Raw genomic sequence first — 16,855 nt, forward strand, 5'->3', positions numbered from 1 at the left:
ATCGCTTGATCGATCAACCGTGCGCCGCTGCCGCTGGCCGCTATTCGGCCGGCCCGGGAGCCAGCACTTCGCGGCTGCCGCTGATGCTCATTGCCGACACGAGACCGGCCGTTTCCATCTGCTCGACCAGACGCGCGGCGCGGTTATAGCCGATGCGCAACTGCCGCTGCACCGACGAGATCGACGCGCGCCGCGTGCGCACGACGAATGCGACCGCTTCGTCGTAGAGCGGATCGGCCTCCGCATCCGGCGCGTCGCCGAACAGGTCTTGCGCCGCGCCGCCGTCGGTGGCCGGGCCGTCGAGAATGCCGTCCTCGTACTGCGGTTCGCCGAACTGCTTCAGATACTCGACGATCGCATGCACTTCGTCGTCGGCGACGAACCCGCCGTGCACGCGCTGCGGGTAGCCGGTGCCTGGCGGCAGGAACAGCATGTCGCCCTGACCGAGCAGCGATTCGGCGCCCATCTGGTCGAGAATCGTGCGCGAGTCGATCTTCGACGACACCTGGAACGCCACGCGGGTCGGAATGTTCGCCTTGATAAGACCGGTGATCACGTCGACCGACGGCCGCTGCGTCGCGAGAATCAGATGGATGCCAGCCGCGCGTGCTTTCTGCGCGAGCCGGGCGATCAGCTCCTCGATCTTTTTGCCGGCCACCATCATCAGATCGGCGAGCTCATCGATCACGACGACGATCAGCGGCAGCGGCGCGAGCGGCTCGGGCGCCTCGGGCGTCAACGAGAACGGGTTGCCGAGCTTCTTGCCCTTCGCCGCGGTGTCACGGATCTTCTGGTTGAAGCCCGCGAGATTGCGCACGCCGACCGCCGACATCAACCGGTAGCGTTTTTCCATCTCGCCGACGCACCAGTTCAGCGCGTTGGCCGCGAGCTTCATATCGGTGACGACCGGTGCGAGCAGATGCGGAATGCCTTCGTAGACCGATAACTCGAGCATCTTCGGATCGATCATGATGAGCCGCACTTCCTCGGGCGTCGCCTTGAAGAGCAGCGAGCAGATCATCGCGTTGATCGCGACCGACTTGCCCGAACCGGTCGTGCCGGCGACCAGCATATGCGGCGCCTTCGCGAGATCGGCGACGACCGGATGGCCGGTGATGTCCTTGCCCATCGCGAGCGTCAGTTGCGAAGGCGAATTCTGGTAGACGCTTGCTTCGAGGATTTCCGAGAGGCGGATCGTCTGACGCTTCGCGTTCGGCAGTTCGAGGCCCATGCAGGTCTTGCCGGGGATCGTCTCGACCACGCGGATCGACGTGAGACCCAGGCCGCGCGACAGATCCTTCATCAGACCGACGATCTGACTGCCGCGCACGCCGAGCGCCGGCTCGACCTCGAAGCGCGTGATGACCGGCCCCGCCGATGCGCCGACCACGGTCACGGGCACCTTGAATTCCTGCAGGCGCTGCTCGATCAACTGGCCGGTTTCGATGAGCTTTTGCTCGGAGACGGGTTCGACGTCGGTGTCGGCGGGGGCGAGCAGATCGAGCGTCGGTAGTTCGACCATCGACGCGGCCGGCGCGTGGAATTCGAAGCCGTTGACCGGCGCGTGTCCGCGCAGCGGAGCGGGCTGGAGGGAGGGCTCGGCGGCGGGCTCGGCGGCGGGCGGCACGGGTCGTTCGGTTGCGGGTTCGCTTGCGGGTTCGCCTGTGGGGTGAATGGCTGGCGATGGGGGTGTCGCGAATGGTGCCGGCGCGGCCGGCGCTGTGAGGACTGTTGGCGCTGTCTGTGCGGGCGCGAAGGCCGCAGGCGCGGACGCGGGTGACGTCGATTCATTTCGATCGAGCCAGGGCGCCGTGGGCGAGGGCGCGGCCAGTGCGTGCGGCGGGTGCGCCGGCTCGGGTGTTGGCACTGCTGCCGGTGCGGGCGCCTGTACCACGGGTTCGCTCGCGAGATGCGGCGACGGCACCTGCGCGCCGGGCTGCGAGACGTTCGACGAAGACCCCGCCTGTTGAGCCGCGACAGCGCCGAGCTTGCTTTCCCAATGCACGAGCGCCTTATCGATGACGATTTCGGCGACGGGTATCGCCGGCTGCGTTGATGCCGCGGCGACGGTGTCCAGCGGCTCGACCGCCGGTGCGGATTCTTCCTGCCGCGGACTCTCGCCCGACGCGTGGGCGGATGCGGTCGTCGTTTCCGCGCTGACGGGCGAGTGTTCGGCCGTTCCGCTGACTGGCGTTGCGATCGTGTCGCTGATCGGCACATGGCGGCCTGCCGCGGTCGCCGGTTCCGTAGATTCGATTTCGACCTGCGCGGCGTCTTCTGGCGCGGCGTCGTCCTCGATACTCGCCGCGAAACGCTGAAATGGCGTGGATGTTGCGTCGGCGGCCGTCGACACCGCATGAATAGCCGGCGGCTGGGTCGGCCATTGAGCAACGGACTCATCGCTGATCTCGTCAGGCGCATCGACCGCGGCGGTCGGCTGCGGACCCGTCAGGTTGGCGTCCGTCAAGCGGGCCCGCCCGGTATCAGCTTGCGACTGTTCCGGCGTCGCCGCCGCGTGCTCGAAGCGCTGCTGGAAAGGCGCTTGCGGGTGGTCCGCGGGAACTGTCCCGGCTTCATCGACAAGCGGCACATCGCCGTTCGGCTGCGGTACCGTGAACGCCGCGTGCGTGCCCGCATTCGCCGCGTCGGCGATCCTCGCTTCATCCGCGCCGCGACTGCGTGCAAGGCTGGCACCGGCCATGTCGGTCCAGCGCGCGGCGTTTTCCGCGATGCTGCGCAGCGTGTCCTCGACGCTCTGGGGTGGCGTGACGTTCGGCGCGCCAGCGATCTGTCGCGTCAACTCGGGCGTGAGCTGGCGCGCCGTTGACGGCGGCGTGACGCCGTTGGCGCGGGTGCCGGCCGGCAACGGTGGGCGCGGCTCCGCGCCGCGACTGAACGGCGTAGCGGGATCCCCCGGCCGTTGCTGCGGCGACGCCCGATTGCCGCGCGCCGCTGTATTGATCGACCCCGCAATCGCACCGATGCCCGCACCTGATGCGGATCGCGCGGTCATTGCCTGCGCCGCTCTGGCGGACACGCCCGACGCGGCGGCGGCCGTCGCCGCGAGAGCGGCGCTGGAGCCGAAGGTGCCGGCTGGGCGCGGCTCGCCGAGCGAGCGCCGGCCCGCCTGCGATGCCCGATCGCCGGTCGCGGCGCTGGCTGCACCTGCTGTACCTGCTGTACGTGAGGCCCCCGCCGCACCCGTCGACGGTGTGGCCGCACGCGCTTCGGCGGCGCGCAGCCAGCCGGCCGGCGCCACGGGTTCGGCCGCCACGAACGGTGAGTTCGCACGGTTGGCTGTCCCGTCAGCCGCCTTGTGCATGCCGGGCGCCTGCGTGCGCATCGAAGCCGCCGTGGACGGTGACGCAATCGACCCTGTGCGCAACACCGGCTCGACCGGCTTTGCCGTCGCGCGGGCCGCGCCGGTCCGACTGTCTGCGCGCCAGCCCGGGGTGGCCCCGCGCGCTGCGACATCGTTGGCGGCCGTCACGCCGGCCGCGCCCGTTGCCGCTGGCCGCCGGTTCGCGGGCGGCCGCCAGACCGTCGGCCGCGCGTAACGGCCGCTGCTGTTTTTCGGCGCCATCGTATTGGTGGGCGTCGAAGCGTGCGACGGCAGGGCGTCGTCGGCGGTGCGATGGCGGCGCGCTTGCTCGTCGCGCTTCGCGAGCCCGCGCGACAGGCCCAGGCCGAACGCACCGTCCGCCCATACCGCAAAGCCGCTCCAGCGAAAGTCGATCAGCCAGGGGACGCTGATGAGCAGCAGCGCCAGCGCCGCGAGCGGCGTGCCGATATGGCCGAGCAGATGGCCGAGCCCCGCGGCGAGCGCGTGACCGAGGCCGTTGACACCCGCGACGCCGATCAGCGATGCCTCGAGCGTGCAACTGGCGAGCAGCACGCAGACGAAGCCGAGCCACAGGCGGATCGTGCCAGGGCCGCGCAAACCCGCACCGCCCGGCAGCACCGACTTCACGAGGCGCCAAAAAAGAGGAACAAACCAGACGGCCGACCCGCCGAACCAGCCCAACACTACCGTGTGCATACCAGACATCTGCGAATGACGGACGCGCGATCGCGCAACCCGTCGAGTTTAAACCGGCGAAGCGCGAGGCTCCGGGGACCGACGCAAGTGTGCTTGCGGCGAATGAAAAAGCGCACCGGCGCACGGTCGGTCACCGGGACATAACGCGTGCCGGGGAAGCCGGCGCACATCGCGCGATAGATCGCAACACGAACCATCACGTGAACGTCCGTACGGCGCGGGCGCAAGCTGAACGCAGGACCCGGATGCGCGTCACCGATCGGCGCGGTCGAACACGAGCGTGTCGCCGTTCTCGAGGATCAATTGCATCTGCTGTGGCGGGCGCATCTGCACACCGGTGCGCTCGATATGCGCGAGCGCGTCGAGAAACGGTGCTTCGATCTGGCCGCCCGGCGACGCGCACGCGATGTGCGTGGTGGCCAGCGGGCCGAAACTCAGCTTGCCGTCCTTCAGCGTGTAAGAACCCGTGAAACGGTTGCAGCCGGAAAAGCCATTCGCGTGACGCGTGCCGCCTTCGGTGGACAACGCGAGCGTGAGCGGTCCTTGATCCTTCGACGGCACCGCGCGCGCGGTGCCGTCGGCCTGTTTCCAGGAATTCAGCACCCAGCCGGTATTGTCGAGCAGTTGCGCGGCGGCCGGGTTGAACGGATCGGGCGGCGGAGCGGAGGTTTCCGGATGCTTCGGCATCGCGCATGCGCCGAGCAGAGCGGCGACGCTCAACGTGGCGACGGCGGTGCGCAAACACGGAGCAAAGCGCGCAAGACGTCGCGGGGTGGAGCGGTTGGGCATGGCGTCGATCCTCTTCAAACTGGCGAAGGCGTAAGGGTAACGTACCAAGGGGTGTTTACATATGGAGCGCAGCCGTGTTCCGCATGCAAATCGACCCTGTGCTGGCCGCGCGCGCGATGGCTGGCGGCGGCGCGACGGTCGCATGGTCGACTACGAAGGTGCGCGCCCCGGCGGGCGCATTCGCGTGCGCGCGGCATGCGCTGATCGTGCGCCGTTGCGAGCCCGCCAGCGCTTGCAGTCAGGCGCCGCCACCGCCGCGCGGCGAGGGGCCAGCATGTTAACATCGCGTCCTGTCCAATCACACTGTCATCCCCGACTTTTATCTGGAGACCCCATGCAGATCGGCCAACGGATCGGCACGCCCCTTTCTGAATCCGCGACGCGCGTGATGCTGCTCGGCGCGGGCGAGCTCGGCAAGGAAGTGATCATCGCGCTCCAACGGCTGGGCGTCGAAGTGATCGCCGTCGACCGTTACCCGAATGCGCCGGGCCAACAGGTCGCGCATCGCTCGCACGTGATCGACATGACCGACCGCGCCGCGCTGCGTGCACTGGTCGAGCAGGAACGCCCGCATCTGATCGTCCCCGAAATCGAGGCGATCGCCACCGACGAACTCGCGACGATCGAAGCCGAAGCGCTCGCCGAGGTGATCCCGACCGCGCGCGCGACCCAACTGACGATGAACCGCGAGGGCATCCGCCGCCTCGCCGCCGAGGAGCTGGGGCTCGCGACCTCGCCGTACGCGTTCGCCGATTCGCTCGACGAGCTGCGCGCCGGTATCGCGAAGGTCGGTTATCCGTGCGTCGTGAAGCCGGTGATGTCGTCGTCGGGCAAGGGGCAGTCGGTGCTGCGCAGCGACGCCGACGTCGAGCCCGCCTGGCAATACGCGCTGGCGGGCGGCCGCGTGAATCACGGGCGCGTGATCGTCGAGGGCTTTATCGACTTCGAATACGAGATCACGCAGCTGACCGTGCGCGCGATCGACCCGGCGAGCGGCGCGGTCAGCACGTACTTCTGCGATCCGATCGGCCACCTGCAGGTCGCGGGCGACTACGTGGAATCGTGGCAGCCGCAGCCGATGAGCCGGCTCGCGCTCGAACGCTCGCGCGAGATTGCGCACGAGGTCACGGCGGCGCTCGGCGGCCGCGGCCTGTTCGGCGTCGAACTGTTCGTGCGCGGCGACGACGTGTGGTTTTCGGAAGTGAGCCCGCGTCCGCACGACACGGGGCTCGTCACACTGTGCTCACAACGCTTCTCCGAGTTCGAACTGCATGCGCGGGCGATTCTTGGCCTGCCGGTCGACACGTCGCTGCTGGCGCCGGGGGCGTCGGCGGTGATCTACGGTGGGCGCGACGAAGCGGGCATCGCGTTCGAAGGCGTCGCGGCAGCGCTGGCGGTGCCCAACTCGGACCTGCGCCTGTTCGGCAAGCCGGAGAGCTTCGTCAAGCGCCGCATGGGCGTTGCACTCGCGACCGGCGAGAACATCGACGAAGCACGTTCGCGCGCGCAACAGGCTGCGGCGGCGGTGCGGCCGGTGTCGGCGAAGTAAGGCGAGCGTCAGTTGCCGCAGGCGCGGCGTTGAGCGGTGCGGTATGCGCGCCGCTGCGTCGGTGCTTCGTAGACCCGCACACGCCATCTGGATGAAAGTCCAAGGACAGTCCGCCTCGTTGCTCGGCGCCGACCGAAGTAGAACACGGGCAGTAAGACGGGCAGTAAAAGCCCAAGGTAGAACCCGAAGCGTAAGACCCGAAGTAAAAGACCCGGAGCAAACGAAGATATGGCACATGAATCGCGCAGCAATTCCTGGTGCGGCACGGCTTGCCGTCTCGGCGCGTTCGGCGTGCTATTCGCGCTGTGCGCGGGAATCGCGGGCTGCGGTCTCGCGGCCGCGCCGTGCCGGATCGCATCGGCCGGACTGAAGATCGTGCCGGTGGTCGGGCACGTGGCCGCCGCGCCGACCGATGCGTGCGCTGGCGCGATCGATCCCTGATCGATGCGCGGCTGCACCCCGTGCGGCTTGCGAACAGTGCGCGGTGCGTGGCTGAACCCAGCAACAATCGAGGTGTTCGATGAAGACTTGGCGTGTTGCAACTCTCACGGCGGCGCTGACGATGACTCTGGCCGCGGCGCCTTCTGACGACGTATGGGCAGCGCCGCAGCAGTTCAGGCACTTCGAAGGCAAGAGCCACCAAACGCGCAAATACACTTGCGCGACCGGCAAGATCCTCCAGGTGACTTACTGGAACGCGCAGAACGGTCAGAGTTTCGCGGTGCTGCCGGTGAAGGGCACGCCGATGCTGTTCGTCAACACGATCTCCGCGTCCGGCGCGAGATATCAGGCCGGCAGCTACACGTGGTGGACCAAGGGGCCGCGCGCGAATCTATATGACACGACGAGCGGCGAAAACGCGCCGCCGCTGCTGTCCGACTGCGTGACCGTGATCCGCTGATCCAGCACGTGGAGCCGGTGCGGAGGCTGCTGATCCCACGGCCTTGCGTTTCTTTTCGCGCCGCGGGTTGCAGCGCTGATCGCCTCGCGGGCCACCATGTGTTCCACCGCGCATTCAGGCTTTCTTGCGCATTGCCGCTCCACCCGGCTTCATACGCCGCCGCATAGGCGCCCCACAGCGGCGCCCTCTCGCGCGCATCGTTTCGATTCGAGTAGTAAGCTGTCCGGCATGGCATTCGCCATCCATCTCCGCGATGCCGCGCGGCCCGTGTCATGATCCGAGCGCGGCCTCCGTGGTCGTCTTCTGGCTGTCCGTTCCCGGACTCTGATGGTAAAGCAGCGGATCCGACCCATGTATTGCGCTCGTCGGCTTAAGTCCGCTACCTGTCCCTGTGTCATCAAGCGAGACCCCTCAATGAAAGCATCGGACCTATTCGTCAAATCGCTGGAAGCCGACGGTGTCGAGTACGTGTTTGGCATCCCCGGCGAAGAGAACCTCGATCTGCTCGAGTCGCTGCGCCGTTCGAAAATCCGTCTGATCCTCACGCGTCACGAGCAGGCGGCCGGCTTCATGGCCGCCACCTATGGGCGCCTCACCGGCCGCACGGGCGTGTGTCTCGCGACCCTTGGCCCCGGCGCGACCAACTTCGTGACCGCCGCGGCCTATGCGCAACTAGGCGGCATGCCGATGCTGATGGTCACCGGGCAGAAGCCGATCAAGTCGAGCAAGCAAGGCCATTTCCAGATCGTCGACGTGGTGCGGATGATGGAGCCGCTCACCAAGTACACGCGCCAGATCGTATCGATCGGCAACATCCCGGCGGCGGTGCGCGAGGCGGTGCGGCGCGCCGAGGAAGAGCGTCCCGGCGCCACCCATCTGGAGCTGCCCGAGGACGTCGCGCACGAGGAAGGCGACGGCAAGCCGATTCCGAAAAGCTATAGCCGCCGTCCGGTCGCCGACGAAAAGGCGGTCGCGCATGCGGTCGAGGCGATCACCGCGGCCAAGCATCCTTTGCTGATGATCGGCGCGGGCGGCAACCGCAAGACCACCACCAAGATGCTGCGCGAATTCGTCGACCAGATCGGCATTCCGTTTTTCACCACGCAGATGGGCAAGGGCGTGATCGACGAATCGCATCCGATGTGGCTCGGCAACGCGACGCTTTCCGACGGCGACTTCGTGCATCGCGCGATCGAGCACGCGGACTGCATCATCAACGTCGGCCACGACGTGATCGAGAAGCCGCCGTTCTTCATGCGCAGCGGCGAGGCGGGCGAGAAGACCGTGATTCACGTGAACTTCCTCGGCGCCGAAGTGGACCCGGTGTATTTCCCGCAGATCGAGGTGGTCGGCGATATCGCCAACGCGGTGTGGCAACTGAAGGAAAGCCTGAAAAAGCGTCAGGAGCATTGGGATTTCGCGCGCTTCAAGGAAATCAAGGAGCACTTCGAGGCGCATCTGGTGAAGGGCCAGCACGACGACCGCTTTCCGATGTACCCGGTGCGCATCGTCAACGACGTGTACGAGACCACGCCGGTCGACGGCATCGTCTGTCTCGACAACGGCATGTACAAGATCTGGTTCGCGCGCTACTACCGCGCGCACGAGCCCAATTCGCTGCTGCTCGACAACGCGCTGGCGTCGATGGGCGCGGGTTTGCCGTCGGCGATCGCGAGCAAGATCGTGCATCCCGAGCGCAAGGTGATCGCGGTATGCGGCGACGGCGGCTTCATGATGAATTCGCAGGAACTCGAAACGGCGGTGCGTCTGAAGCTCGATCTGGTGGTCCTGATTCTGCGCGACGACGCATTCGGGATGATCCGCTGGAAGCAGGAAAACATGAACTTCCCGGACTACGGGATGACGCTCGCGAATCCGGATTTCGTCGCGTACGCGCAGAGCTACGGCGCGCAGGGACACCGGATCGGATCCGCCGACGAGTTCGCGCCGTTGCTGCGCGAATGCTACGCGACGCCGGGCGTGCACGTGATCGACCTGCCGATCGACTACACGGACAACGAGCGCGTGCTCAATCGCGAGATCAAACGGCTGTCCGCGCGCCTTTGAGCGTTGATTTAGCGCCGTGTGAGCGCGGCGTGATACGAGTCGTAGGGCTTTGAACGGAGCGGCATGGCCGGTGCTGGCCATGCCGTGATTCAGCATCGTTCGGCGCGAGCCGCCTGGCCGAGCGCATACGGCCACGTCGAGCATCGAACCAAGGAGAACACGTCATGTTGCAGAAGAGTTACCCGTACTACCTCGCCAACCAGCCGGTGGCCGCCAACACCGATCTCGAAGTCACCGACAAATTCAGCGGCGAAGTGGCTACGCGCGTCGCGATGGCCGACGCCGCAGCGATCGACAAGGCAATCGGCCACGCGGTCGACGCGATGCCCGCAATGCGCGCGTACCCGCCGTTCAAGCGTCAGGCGGTGCTCGAACACTGCGTGAAGCGTTTTCGCGAGCGCTACGACGAACTGGCGCTGGCGCTGTGCATCGAGGCGGGCAAGCCGATCAACGATTCGAAAGGCGAGGTGACGCGCCTGATCGATACCTTCAAGGTGGCCGCCGAAGAAAGCGTGCGCATCGATGGCGAAATCATCAATCTGCAGATCTCGCCGCGCGCGAACGGCTATCACGGCTATGTGAAGCGTGTGCCGATCGGGCCGTGCTCGTTTATCTCGCCGTTCAATTTCCCGCTGAACCTGACCGCCCACAAGGTCGCGCCGGCGATCGCCGCGGGCGTGCCGTTCGTGCTGAAGCCGGCGAGCCGCACGCCGGTCGGCGCGCTGATCATGGGCGAAATTCTCGCGGAAACCGATCTGCCGAACGGCGCATTCTCGATCCTGCCCGCGCATCGCGACGGCGCCGATCTGTTCACCACCGACGAACGTTTCAAGCTGCTGTCGTTCACCGGCTCGCCCGCGGTCGGCTGGGAACTCAAGCGCAAGGCCGGCAAGAAGAAGGTGATCCTGGAGCTGGGCGGCAACGCGGCTGCGGTCGTCGATGGCGACCAGGGCGGCAAGCTCGACTATGTGGTCGACAGGCTCGCGTTCGGCGCGTTCTATCAGTCGGGGCAGAGCTGTATCGGCGTGCAGCGGATACTCGCGCACGCGAGCATCTACGACGCGCTGCGCGAGAAACTGATCGCGAAAACGAAGTCGCTCGTGATGGGCGATCCGAAAAACGAGAAGACCTTCGTCGGGCCGATGATCTCCGAGTCGGAATCGAAGCGGCTCGCGGGCTGGATGGAGGCGGCGGTGCAGGCGGGCGCGAAGATCATCGCGGGCGGCAAGGTGGAAGGCGCGATGTTCGAGGCGACGCTGCTCGAAGACGTCCAGCGCGACACCGACCTGTACCGCAAGGAAGCGTTCGGGCCGGTCGCGATACTCGAGCGTTTCGACGATTTCGACGCGGCGCTCGCGCAGGTCAACGACAGCGACTTCGGCTTGCAGGCCGGCGTGTTCACCGATTCGCTCGCGCACGCGCACCGGGCGTGGGATGTGCTCGAGGTGGGCGGCGTGGTGATCAACGACGTGCCGTCGTTCCGGGTCGACAACATGCCGTATGGCGGCGTCAAGGACTCGGGGCTCGGGCGCGAGGGTATCCGCTACGCGATCGAGGATATGACCGAGATGCGGCTGATGGTGATGCGCGAAACGTGGTGAGTCTCGTGAGGGGACGCGTGGCGGGAGGGGTGCTGGTCTGTGGCGGGGGTGGCGTGGTTGGCATGTAGGGCGTGGCCCCGTCAAGCACCGACATGCCCGTCTGTCATGTCACTGTCGTGCGAGCGCACTACGTTGTATGCGCAGCGGGCTCGCATGCGGCGGCGCGGGTTGCCGTGATGGCGGAGACGAAAGGGGCAGAACGCCGAAAGCGGCAGAACCTCGAAAGGGACAGAACCTCGAAAGCGGCGAACCTGGCGAGCAGCCCCAAACCCGTCTAGTCGCTGCCGCCGGGCCCGCGGGGCGGCCCGCCACCGCGAGCGCCAGGCCGCAAGCCACCGCCCACCCGCCCGGAGCCATTTTGCCGAGGTGCTACAATACTGGCCTTTCGGCGGGTGTTTCCGCCAGCCGGAGCCGGCCGCATTCTCCAGACTCTGACAGGTCCCAGTGCGGAACGCCGTGGCTCCGCCGTCATCCTGATGCCCTCCGCGGTTCCCACCGCTGCCGCACGCATCGCGCCAGGCGCATTTTTAGCGAAAGCCACCATGTCCGACACAGCCGTCACGCCCACCATTGCGACTTTTGATCAATTTGGTCTCGCGCCCGACATCCTGAGAGCCGTCAAGGAATCGGGCTACACCACGCCCACGCCGATCCAGGCGGAAGCGATCCCCGTCGTGCTGGCGGGCCGTGATGTGATGGGCGCCGCGCAGACCGGCACCGGCAAGACAGCGAGCTTCTCGCTGCCGATCATCCAGCGCCTGTTGCCGCATGCCAGTACGAGCGCGTCGCCGGCGCGCCATCCGGTGCGCGCGCTGATTCTCACGCCGACCCGCGAACTCGCCGACCAGGTCGCCGCAAACGTGCACGCGTACAGCAAGCACACCGCGCTGCGCAGCGCGGTCGTGTTCGGTGGCGTCGACATGAATCCGCAGTCGGATCAACTGCGCCGCGGTGTCGAAATCCTGATCGCCACGCCGGGGCGTTTGCTCGATCACGTGCAGCAGAAAACCGCGAACCTCGGGCAGGTGCAAATGCTGGTGCTCGACGAAGCAGACCGCATGCTCGACATGGGCTTTCTGCCGGATCTGCAGCGCATTCTGAATCTGCTGCCGAAAGAACGTCAGACACTGCTCTTTTCCGCGACGTTCTCCGGTGAAATCAAGAAGCTTGCCGCCACCTATCTGCGCGATCCGCAGACGATCGAAGTCGCGCGCAGCAACTCGACCGCGACCAACGTCACGCAGATCGTCTATGAAGTCGCCGAGGGCGACAAGACCGGCGCGGTCGTGCAACTGATTCGCGAACGCGGCCTCAAGCAAGTGCTCGTGTTCTGCAACAGCAAGATCGGCGCGAGCCGGCTCGCGCGTAGCCTCGAACGCGACGGCGTGGTGGCGACCGCAATCCACGGCGACCGCTCGCAGAACGAGCGCATGCAGGCGCTCGACGCGTTCAAGCGCGGTGAAGTCGAAGCGCTGGTCGCCACCGACGTCGCCGCGCGCGGTCTCGATATCGCCGAGCTCCCCACGGTGATCAACTTCGACCTGCCGTTCAACGCGGAAGACTACGTGCACCGGATCGGCCGCACCGGGCGCGCAGGCGCGTCTGGCGATGCGCTGTCGCTGTGCAGCCCGAACGAGCGCAAGCAACTGGCCGACATCGAGAAGCTGATCAAGCGTCCGCTGCAACTGGAGCGCCTGACCGTCGAGGCGCCGGTGCGCCATCATCACGAGGACCGTCCGCCGCGCCGCGAGCGCAGCGAGCCGCGCGACGAGCGTAGCCGCCGGCGCACGGGTGGCGCGTCGGGTTCGTATGACCGGCCGCACCATCATCGCGCGCAGCCGGTAGACGATTTCTTCCTGAAGCCGTACGAGCCGTCACCGGCTTCGGTGCGCAAGGTCGAGGAAGCAGCGTCCAATGGCGCGTCGCAGAAGGCGGCGCCGAAGCGGCAACTGGCCGCGCTGCTCGGTGGGTTCGGGATGCCGAGGAAAACGCCGTCGTCGTCGTAACGACGGTTGTTTCGAAAGCGCAAGGTTCAACGTGCAACGCGTTGAACGAAAGCCTGGGGCCGCGCTGTGTCACTTCCCCATGCCCCGCGTGCACATCGCGCCTATGCGCGCACGTTCATTTGTCTCGCCCAGGCTGCAATTGCTGCGCTGTAGAACTGCTCAAGCGTCGTAGCCGGCTGGCCTCCCAACTGCAATCCCAGATGCCGTGCCGCCGCGCGTAGCGCTTCGAGCGGCTTGTCGCTGTCGAGCGCGGTTGCGCCGTTCTGCTTGCTCAGTTTCTCGCCGCGTTCGTTCGTGACCACCGGCACATGCAGATACTCGGGCGTGTCGACGCCCAGACAACGCTGCAGATAGATCTGCCGCGCGGTCGACTCCATCAGATCCCCGCCACGCACGATATGGGTGATGCCCGTGTCCGCATCGTCCACGACCACTGCCAGCTGATACGCCCACTGATCGTCCGCGCGACGCAGCACGAAATCGCCGACTTCGGTCGCCAGATTCTGCGTCTGCCGGCCCTGCCAGCGGTCATCGAAGCTGATCGCGGCCGCCTCGCCGTCGGGCACGCGCAGACGCCACGCGCGCGCCGGTTTGCCGTTCAGCCCCGCGCGGCAGGTGCCGGGATAGGCGAGCGTGGTATTGCGCGCATGGGCGTGCAGCAGCGAATCGGCGATTTCCTTGCGTGTGCAGCCGCATGGGTAGACCAGCCCGGCCGCTTTCAACTGATCGAGTGCCTGCTGATAGCGCGTGGTGCGCCGGCTTTGCCAGAGCGGCGGCTCGTCGGCGGACATGCCGAAGCGTTCGAGGGTCGCGAGGATGTCGTCGGCGGCGCCGGGCACCGTGCGCGGTGCGTCGATGTCTTCGATGCGCAGGAGCCATGCGCCGCGATGCGCGCGCGCATCGAGCCAACTGGCAAGCGCGCTGACCAGCGAGCCGAAATGTAGGGGCCCGCTCGGCGACGGCGCGAAGCGTCCGCGATAGCTCATCGCTTGAGGATCGAGTGTGGGCATCGCCCGGCGCGAGCTGCCCGCATGTCTTTCCACATGCCCGAGCCGCCGGCCGCCATCATGCGGCGTGCGCGCCCTTGCCGGCCGGATGGCACGCTGGACACGTTTTGCCCGCCACGTACAGCGGCGATGACTGCTGCTCCGGCGTGACCACCGCGCGGCAACTGAAGCATTGGGCGGTCGCGGTCGGTTCGAGTTGCGGATTCAGCGCGGTGCGATAGTCGAACACGAAGCAGTCGCCGTGATAATGCGCGCCGCCGACTTCCTCGAAGTATTTGAGGATGCCGCCCTCCAGCTGGTACACGTTCTCGACGCCGACTTCCTTCATGTGGATCGCCGCCTTCTCGCAGCGGATGCCGCCGGTGCAGAACGACACCACCGTCTTGCCTTCGAGATCGGCGCGGTGGTTGTCGATCACCTCGGGGAATTCGCTGAACTTCGCGATGCGATAGTCGAGCGCGTTGTCGAAGGTGCCGACGTCGACTTCGAACGCATTGCGCGTATCGAGCATCACGACCGGACGGCCGTCGTCGTCGTGGCCGCGATCGAGCCAGGTCTTCAGCGTGGGCGCGTCGACGAACGGCGCCCGGCCGAGTTCCGGGCGGATCGCCGGCTTTTTCATCGTGATGATTTCACGCTTGAGCTTGACCAGCATGCGCGTGAACGGCTGCTTGTCCGACAGGCTTTCCTTGAATTGCAGAGTCGCGAACTTGCCTTCGAAAAGCGGATCGTGGCGAATATAGTCGATGAACGCGTCGGTGTTCGCGCGCGCGCCCGCGACGAACAGGTTGATGCCTTCCGGCGCGAGCAGCACGGTGCCGCGCAGCTCGAGCGCGTTGCAGCGTTCGGTGACGAGCGGGCGCCAGGCGGCGGTGTCTTCGATGGTCGCGAATTGATACGCGGCGAGATTGACGATACTCATGTGTGTTCAGCGGTAAAGATGGCCGGCGTGGCGGCAGGCGCTATCGCAGGAATGCGCGGGTTGCGCAAACGGGCGCCACGTCGAACAAAGCGAAACCGCCATTATCCCTCAACCCGGCGGTTTGCCCGACCTGGCGGAATGGCTAGCGGATTGCGCTAGCGCAAACTCGTGCCCGTGCGCCCGTCCCGTCGAACCCATCCTGGCCGGATGGCCAACGCGCCTTTTTGGCATGAACACGCCGGAATGGTGGAGTTACAATGTCGCCCATGTCAGATCCCCGCTTCGTTCATCTCCGCCTTCACTCCGAATTCTCGATTGCCGACGGCATCGTGCGTCTCGACGACGTCGTCGAGGCGGCGGCCAAAGACGGTCAGGGTGCGCTCGCACTCACCGATCTCGGCAACGCATTTGGCCTCGTGCGTTTCTACACGGAAGCGCGTGGCAAAGGCGTCAAACCCATTGCCGGCTGCGATGTCTGGATCACCAATCCGGACGACCGCGACAAGCCTTCCCGTCTGCTGCTGCTGGTCAAGGACCGGGGCGGCTATCTGAATCTCTGCGAACTGCTCAGCAAGGCGTCGCTCACGAACCAGTATCGCGGCCGCGCGGAAATCGAAGCCGGCTGGCTCGAGTCCGGGCTGGGCGAAGGGCTGCTTGCGCTGTCGGGCGCGCAGCACGGTGACATCGGCCTTGCGCTCGCGGCCGGCAACGAGGAAGCCGCGAAACGCAACGCACGGCATTGGGCGAAGGTATTTCCGGGCGGCTTCTATGTCGAGTTGCAGCGCTGTGGTCATCCCGGTGGCGAGCAGTACGTGCAGCAGGCGGTCGCACTGGCGGCGTCGCTGAAGCTGCCGGTCGTCGCGACGCATCCGATGCAGTTCATGACGCAGGACGACTTCACCGCGCACGAAGCGCGCGTGTGCATTTCGGAAGGCGACATTCTCGCGAATCCGCGCCGTCCGAAGCGTTTCACGCCCGAGCAGCATTTCCGCACGCAGCAGCAGATGGCCGAGCTGTTCGCGGACATTCCGTCGGCGCTCGCCAACACCGTGGAGATCGCGAAGCGCTGCAATCTGACGCTCGAACTCGGCAAGCCGAAGCTGCCGCTCTTTCCGACGCCCGACGGCATGTCGCTCGACGACTACCTGGTGCAGCTGTCGAAAGAAGGCCTCGAAAAGCGGCTTGAACAGCTCTATCCGGATGATGCCGAGCGTAACGCGCAGCGCGAGACTTACTATCAGCGGCTCGAATTCGAGTGCGGCACGATCATCAAGATGGGCTTTCCGGGCTACTTCCTGATCGTCGCGGACTTTATCAACTGGGCCAAGAACAACGGCGTGCCGGTCGGTCCCGGCCGCGGGTCGGGCGCCGGTTCGCTGGTTGCGTACGCGCTTGGCGTGACCGATCTCGATCCGCTGCGCTACAACCTGCTGTTCGAACGTTTTCTGAATCCGGAGCGGGTATCGATGCCCGACTTCGACATCGACTTCTGCCAGCACGGCCGCGACCGCGTGATCCAGTACGTGAAGGAAAAGTACGGTGCGAACGCGGTGTCGCAGATCGCGACGTTCGGCACGATGGCGGCGAAAGCGGCGGTCCGCGACATCGGCCGCGTACTCGATCTCGGCTATATGTTCACCGACGGCGTGGCGAAGCTGATCCCGTTCAAGCCGGGCAAGCTCGTGACGATCGCCGACGCGATGAAGGAAGAGCCGCTGCTGCAGGAGCGCTTCGACAACGAAGACGAAGTGCATCAGCTGATCGAACTCGCGCAGCGCGTGGAAGGCTTGACGCGTAACGTCGGCATGCACGCGGGCGGGGTGCTGATCGCGCCCGGCAAGCTCACTGACTTCTGCCCGCTCTACACGCAGGGCGACGAGAGCGGTGTCGTGAGCCAGTACGACAAGGACGACGTGGAAGCGGTCGGCCTCGTGAAGTTCGACTTTCTGGGCCTCACCACGCTGACGATCCTCG

General features: G+C 66.3%; 12 protein-coding genes. 8 read left to right on the top strand and 4 right to left on the bottom strand.

Features of this window, described 5'->3' with window-relative positions:
- Window positions 1-40 precede the first annotated feature (40 nt).
- Window positions 41-4,039, bottom strand: a complete 3,999-nt coding sequence (locus VGH68_RS12910) for a DNA translocase FtsK (protein WP_331604013.1) — start codon at window positions 4,037-4,039, stop codon at window positions 41-43.
- A 252-nt stretch (window positions 4,040-4,291) separates the two neighbouring features.
- Entirely contained in the window at window positions 4,292-4,828 is a 537-nt protein-coding gene (locus VGH68_RS12915) for an META domain-containing protein (RefSeq protein WP_331604014.1), read from the bottom strand.
- Between the two features lie 83 nt (window positions 4,829-4,911).
- Between VGH68_RS12915 and VGH68_RS12920 the strand changes: the two genes are divergently transcribed.
- The 7 genes from VGH68_RS12920 to VGH68_RS12950 all read left to right on the top strand — a co-directional run bounded on the left by VGH68_RS12920 (window position 4,912) and on the right by VGH68_RS12950 (window position 12,952).
- Window positions 4,912-5,109: a hypothetical protein gene (locus VGH68_RS12920; RefSeq protein WP_331604015.1), complete on the top strand. Its 198-nt coding sequence runs from the start codon at window positions 4,912-4,914 to the stop codon at window positions 5,107-5,109.
- Window positions 5,110-5,162: 53 nt separating this feature from the next.
- Entirely contained in the window at window positions 5,163-6,377 is a 1,215-nt protein-coding gene (gene purT, locus VGH68_RS12925) for a formate-dependent phosphoribosylglycinamide formyltransferase (RefSeq protein WP_331604016.1), read from the top strand.
- 228 nt (window positions 6,378-6,605) lie between these two features.
- Window positions 6,606-6,818 carry a DUF6726 family protein gene (locus tag VGH68_RS12930; protein ID WP_331604017.1) on the top strand — a complete coding sequence of 71 codons (213 nt, stop codon included), beginning with the start codon at window positions 6,606-6,608 and terminating at the stop codon, window positions 6,816-6,818.
- A 79-nt stretch (window positions 6,819-6,897) separates the two neighbouring features.
- Window positions 6,898-7,278 carry an MliC family protein gene (locus VGH68_RS12935; RefSeq protein WP_331604018.1) on the top strand — a complete coding sequence of 127 codons (381 nt, stop codon included), beginning with the start codon at window positions 6,898-6,900 and terminating at the stop codon, window positions 7,276-7,278.
- 414 nt (window positions 7,279-7,692) lie between these two features.
- On the top strand, window positions 7,693-9,345 hold the full coding sequence (locus VGH68_RS12940; RefSeq protein WP_331604019.1) for an acetolactate synthase large subunit: 1,653 nt from the start codon (window positions 7,693-7,695) through the stop codon (window positions 9,343-9,345).
- A gap of 164 nt (window positions 9,346-9,509) precedes the next feature.
- Complete coding sequence (locus tag VGH68_RS12945; RefSeq protein WP_331604020.1) at window positions 9,510-10,946, top strand: aldehyde dehydrogenase family protein; 1,437 nt, start codon at window positions 9,510-9,512, stop codon at window positions 10,944-10,946.
- Window positions 10,947-11,488: 542 nt separating this feature from the next.
- Window positions 11,489-12,952: a DEAD/DEAH box helicase gene (locus tag VGH68_RS12950; protein WP_331604022.1), complete on the top strand. Its 1,464-nt coding sequence runs from the start codon at window positions 11,489-11,491 to the stop codon at window positions 12,950-12,952.
- A gap of 101 nt (window positions 12,953-13,053) precedes the next feature.
- Here VGH68_RS12950 and gluQRS read toward each other — a convergent pair whose 3' ends face one another.
- A complete protein-coding gene (gluQRS, locus tag VGH68_RS12955; protein ID WP_331604027.1) occupies window positions 13,054-13,938 on the bottom strand; it encodes a tRNA glutamyl-Q(34) synthetase GluQRS in 885 nt (294 codons plus the stop codon).
- 79 nt (window positions 13,939-14,017) lie between these two features.
- Window positions 14,018-14,881, bottom strand: a complete 864-nt coding sequence (locus tag VGH68_RS12960) for a sulfurtransferase (protein WP_331604024.1) — start codon at window positions 14,879-14,881, stop codon at window positions 14,018-14,020.
- A 257-nt stretch (window positions 14,882-15,138) separates the two neighbouring features.
- Here VGH68_RS12960 and dnaE point away from each other — a divergent pair.
- On the top strand, window positions 15,139-16,855 hold a 1,717-nt coding region (gene dnaE, locus VGH68_RS12965), incomplete at its 3' end, for a DNA polymerase III subunit alpha (RefSeq protein WP_331604025.1).

Origin of the sequence: Paraburkholderia sp. (assembly GCF_036488505.1) — a bacterium.
Taxonomy (GTDB): domain Bacteria; phylum Pseudomonadota; class Gammaproteobacteria; order Burkholderiales; family Burkholderiaceae; genus Paraburkholderia.

Bases quoted from the DNA above. Each gene is read 5' to 3' on its own strand.
- VGH68_RS12910 (WP_331604013.1), bottom strand. From the start codon at position 4,039: ATGCACACGGTAGTGTTGGGCTGGTTCGGCGGGTCGGCCGTCTGGTTT.
- VGH68_RS12915 (WP_331604014.1), bottom strand. From the start codon at position 4,828: ATGCCCAACCGCTCCACCCCGCGACGTCTTGCGCGCTTTGCTCCGTGT.
- VGH68_RS12920 (WP_331604015.1), top strand. From the start codon at position 4,912: ATGCAAATCGACCCTGTGCTGGCCGCGCGCGCGATGGCTGGCGGCGGC.
- purT (WP_331604016.1), top strand. From the start codon at position 5,163: ATGCAGATCGGCCAACGGATCGGCACGCCCCTTTCTGAATCCGCGACG.
- VGH68_RS12930 (WP_331604017.1), top strand. From the start codon at position 6,606: ATGGCACATGAATCGCGCAGCAATTCCTGGTGCGGCACGGCTTGCCGT.
- VGH68_RS12935 (WP_331604018.1), top strand. From the start codon at position 6,898: ATGAAGACTTGGCGTGTTGCAACTCTCACGGCGGCGCTGACGATGACT.
- VGH68_RS12940 (WP_331604019.1), top strand. From the start codon at position 7,693: ATGAAAGCATCGGACCTATTCGTCAAATCGCTGGAAGCCGACGGTGTC.
- VGH68_RS12945 (WP_331604020.1), top strand. From the start codon at position 9,510: ATGTTGCAGAAGAGTTACCCGTACTACCTCGCCAACCAGCCGGTGGCC.
- VGH68_RS12950 (WP_331604022.1), top strand. From the start codon at position 11,489: ATGTCCGACACAGCCGTCACGCCCACCATTGCGACTTTTGATCAATTT.
- gluQRS (WP_331604027.1), bottom strand. From the start codon at position 13,938: ATGAGCTATCGCGGACGCTTCGCGCCGTCGCCGAGCGGGCCCCTACAT.
- VGH68_RS12960 (WP_331604024.1), bottom strand. From the start codon at position 14,881: ATGAGTATCGTCAATCTCGCCGCGTATCAATTCGCGACCATCGAAGAC.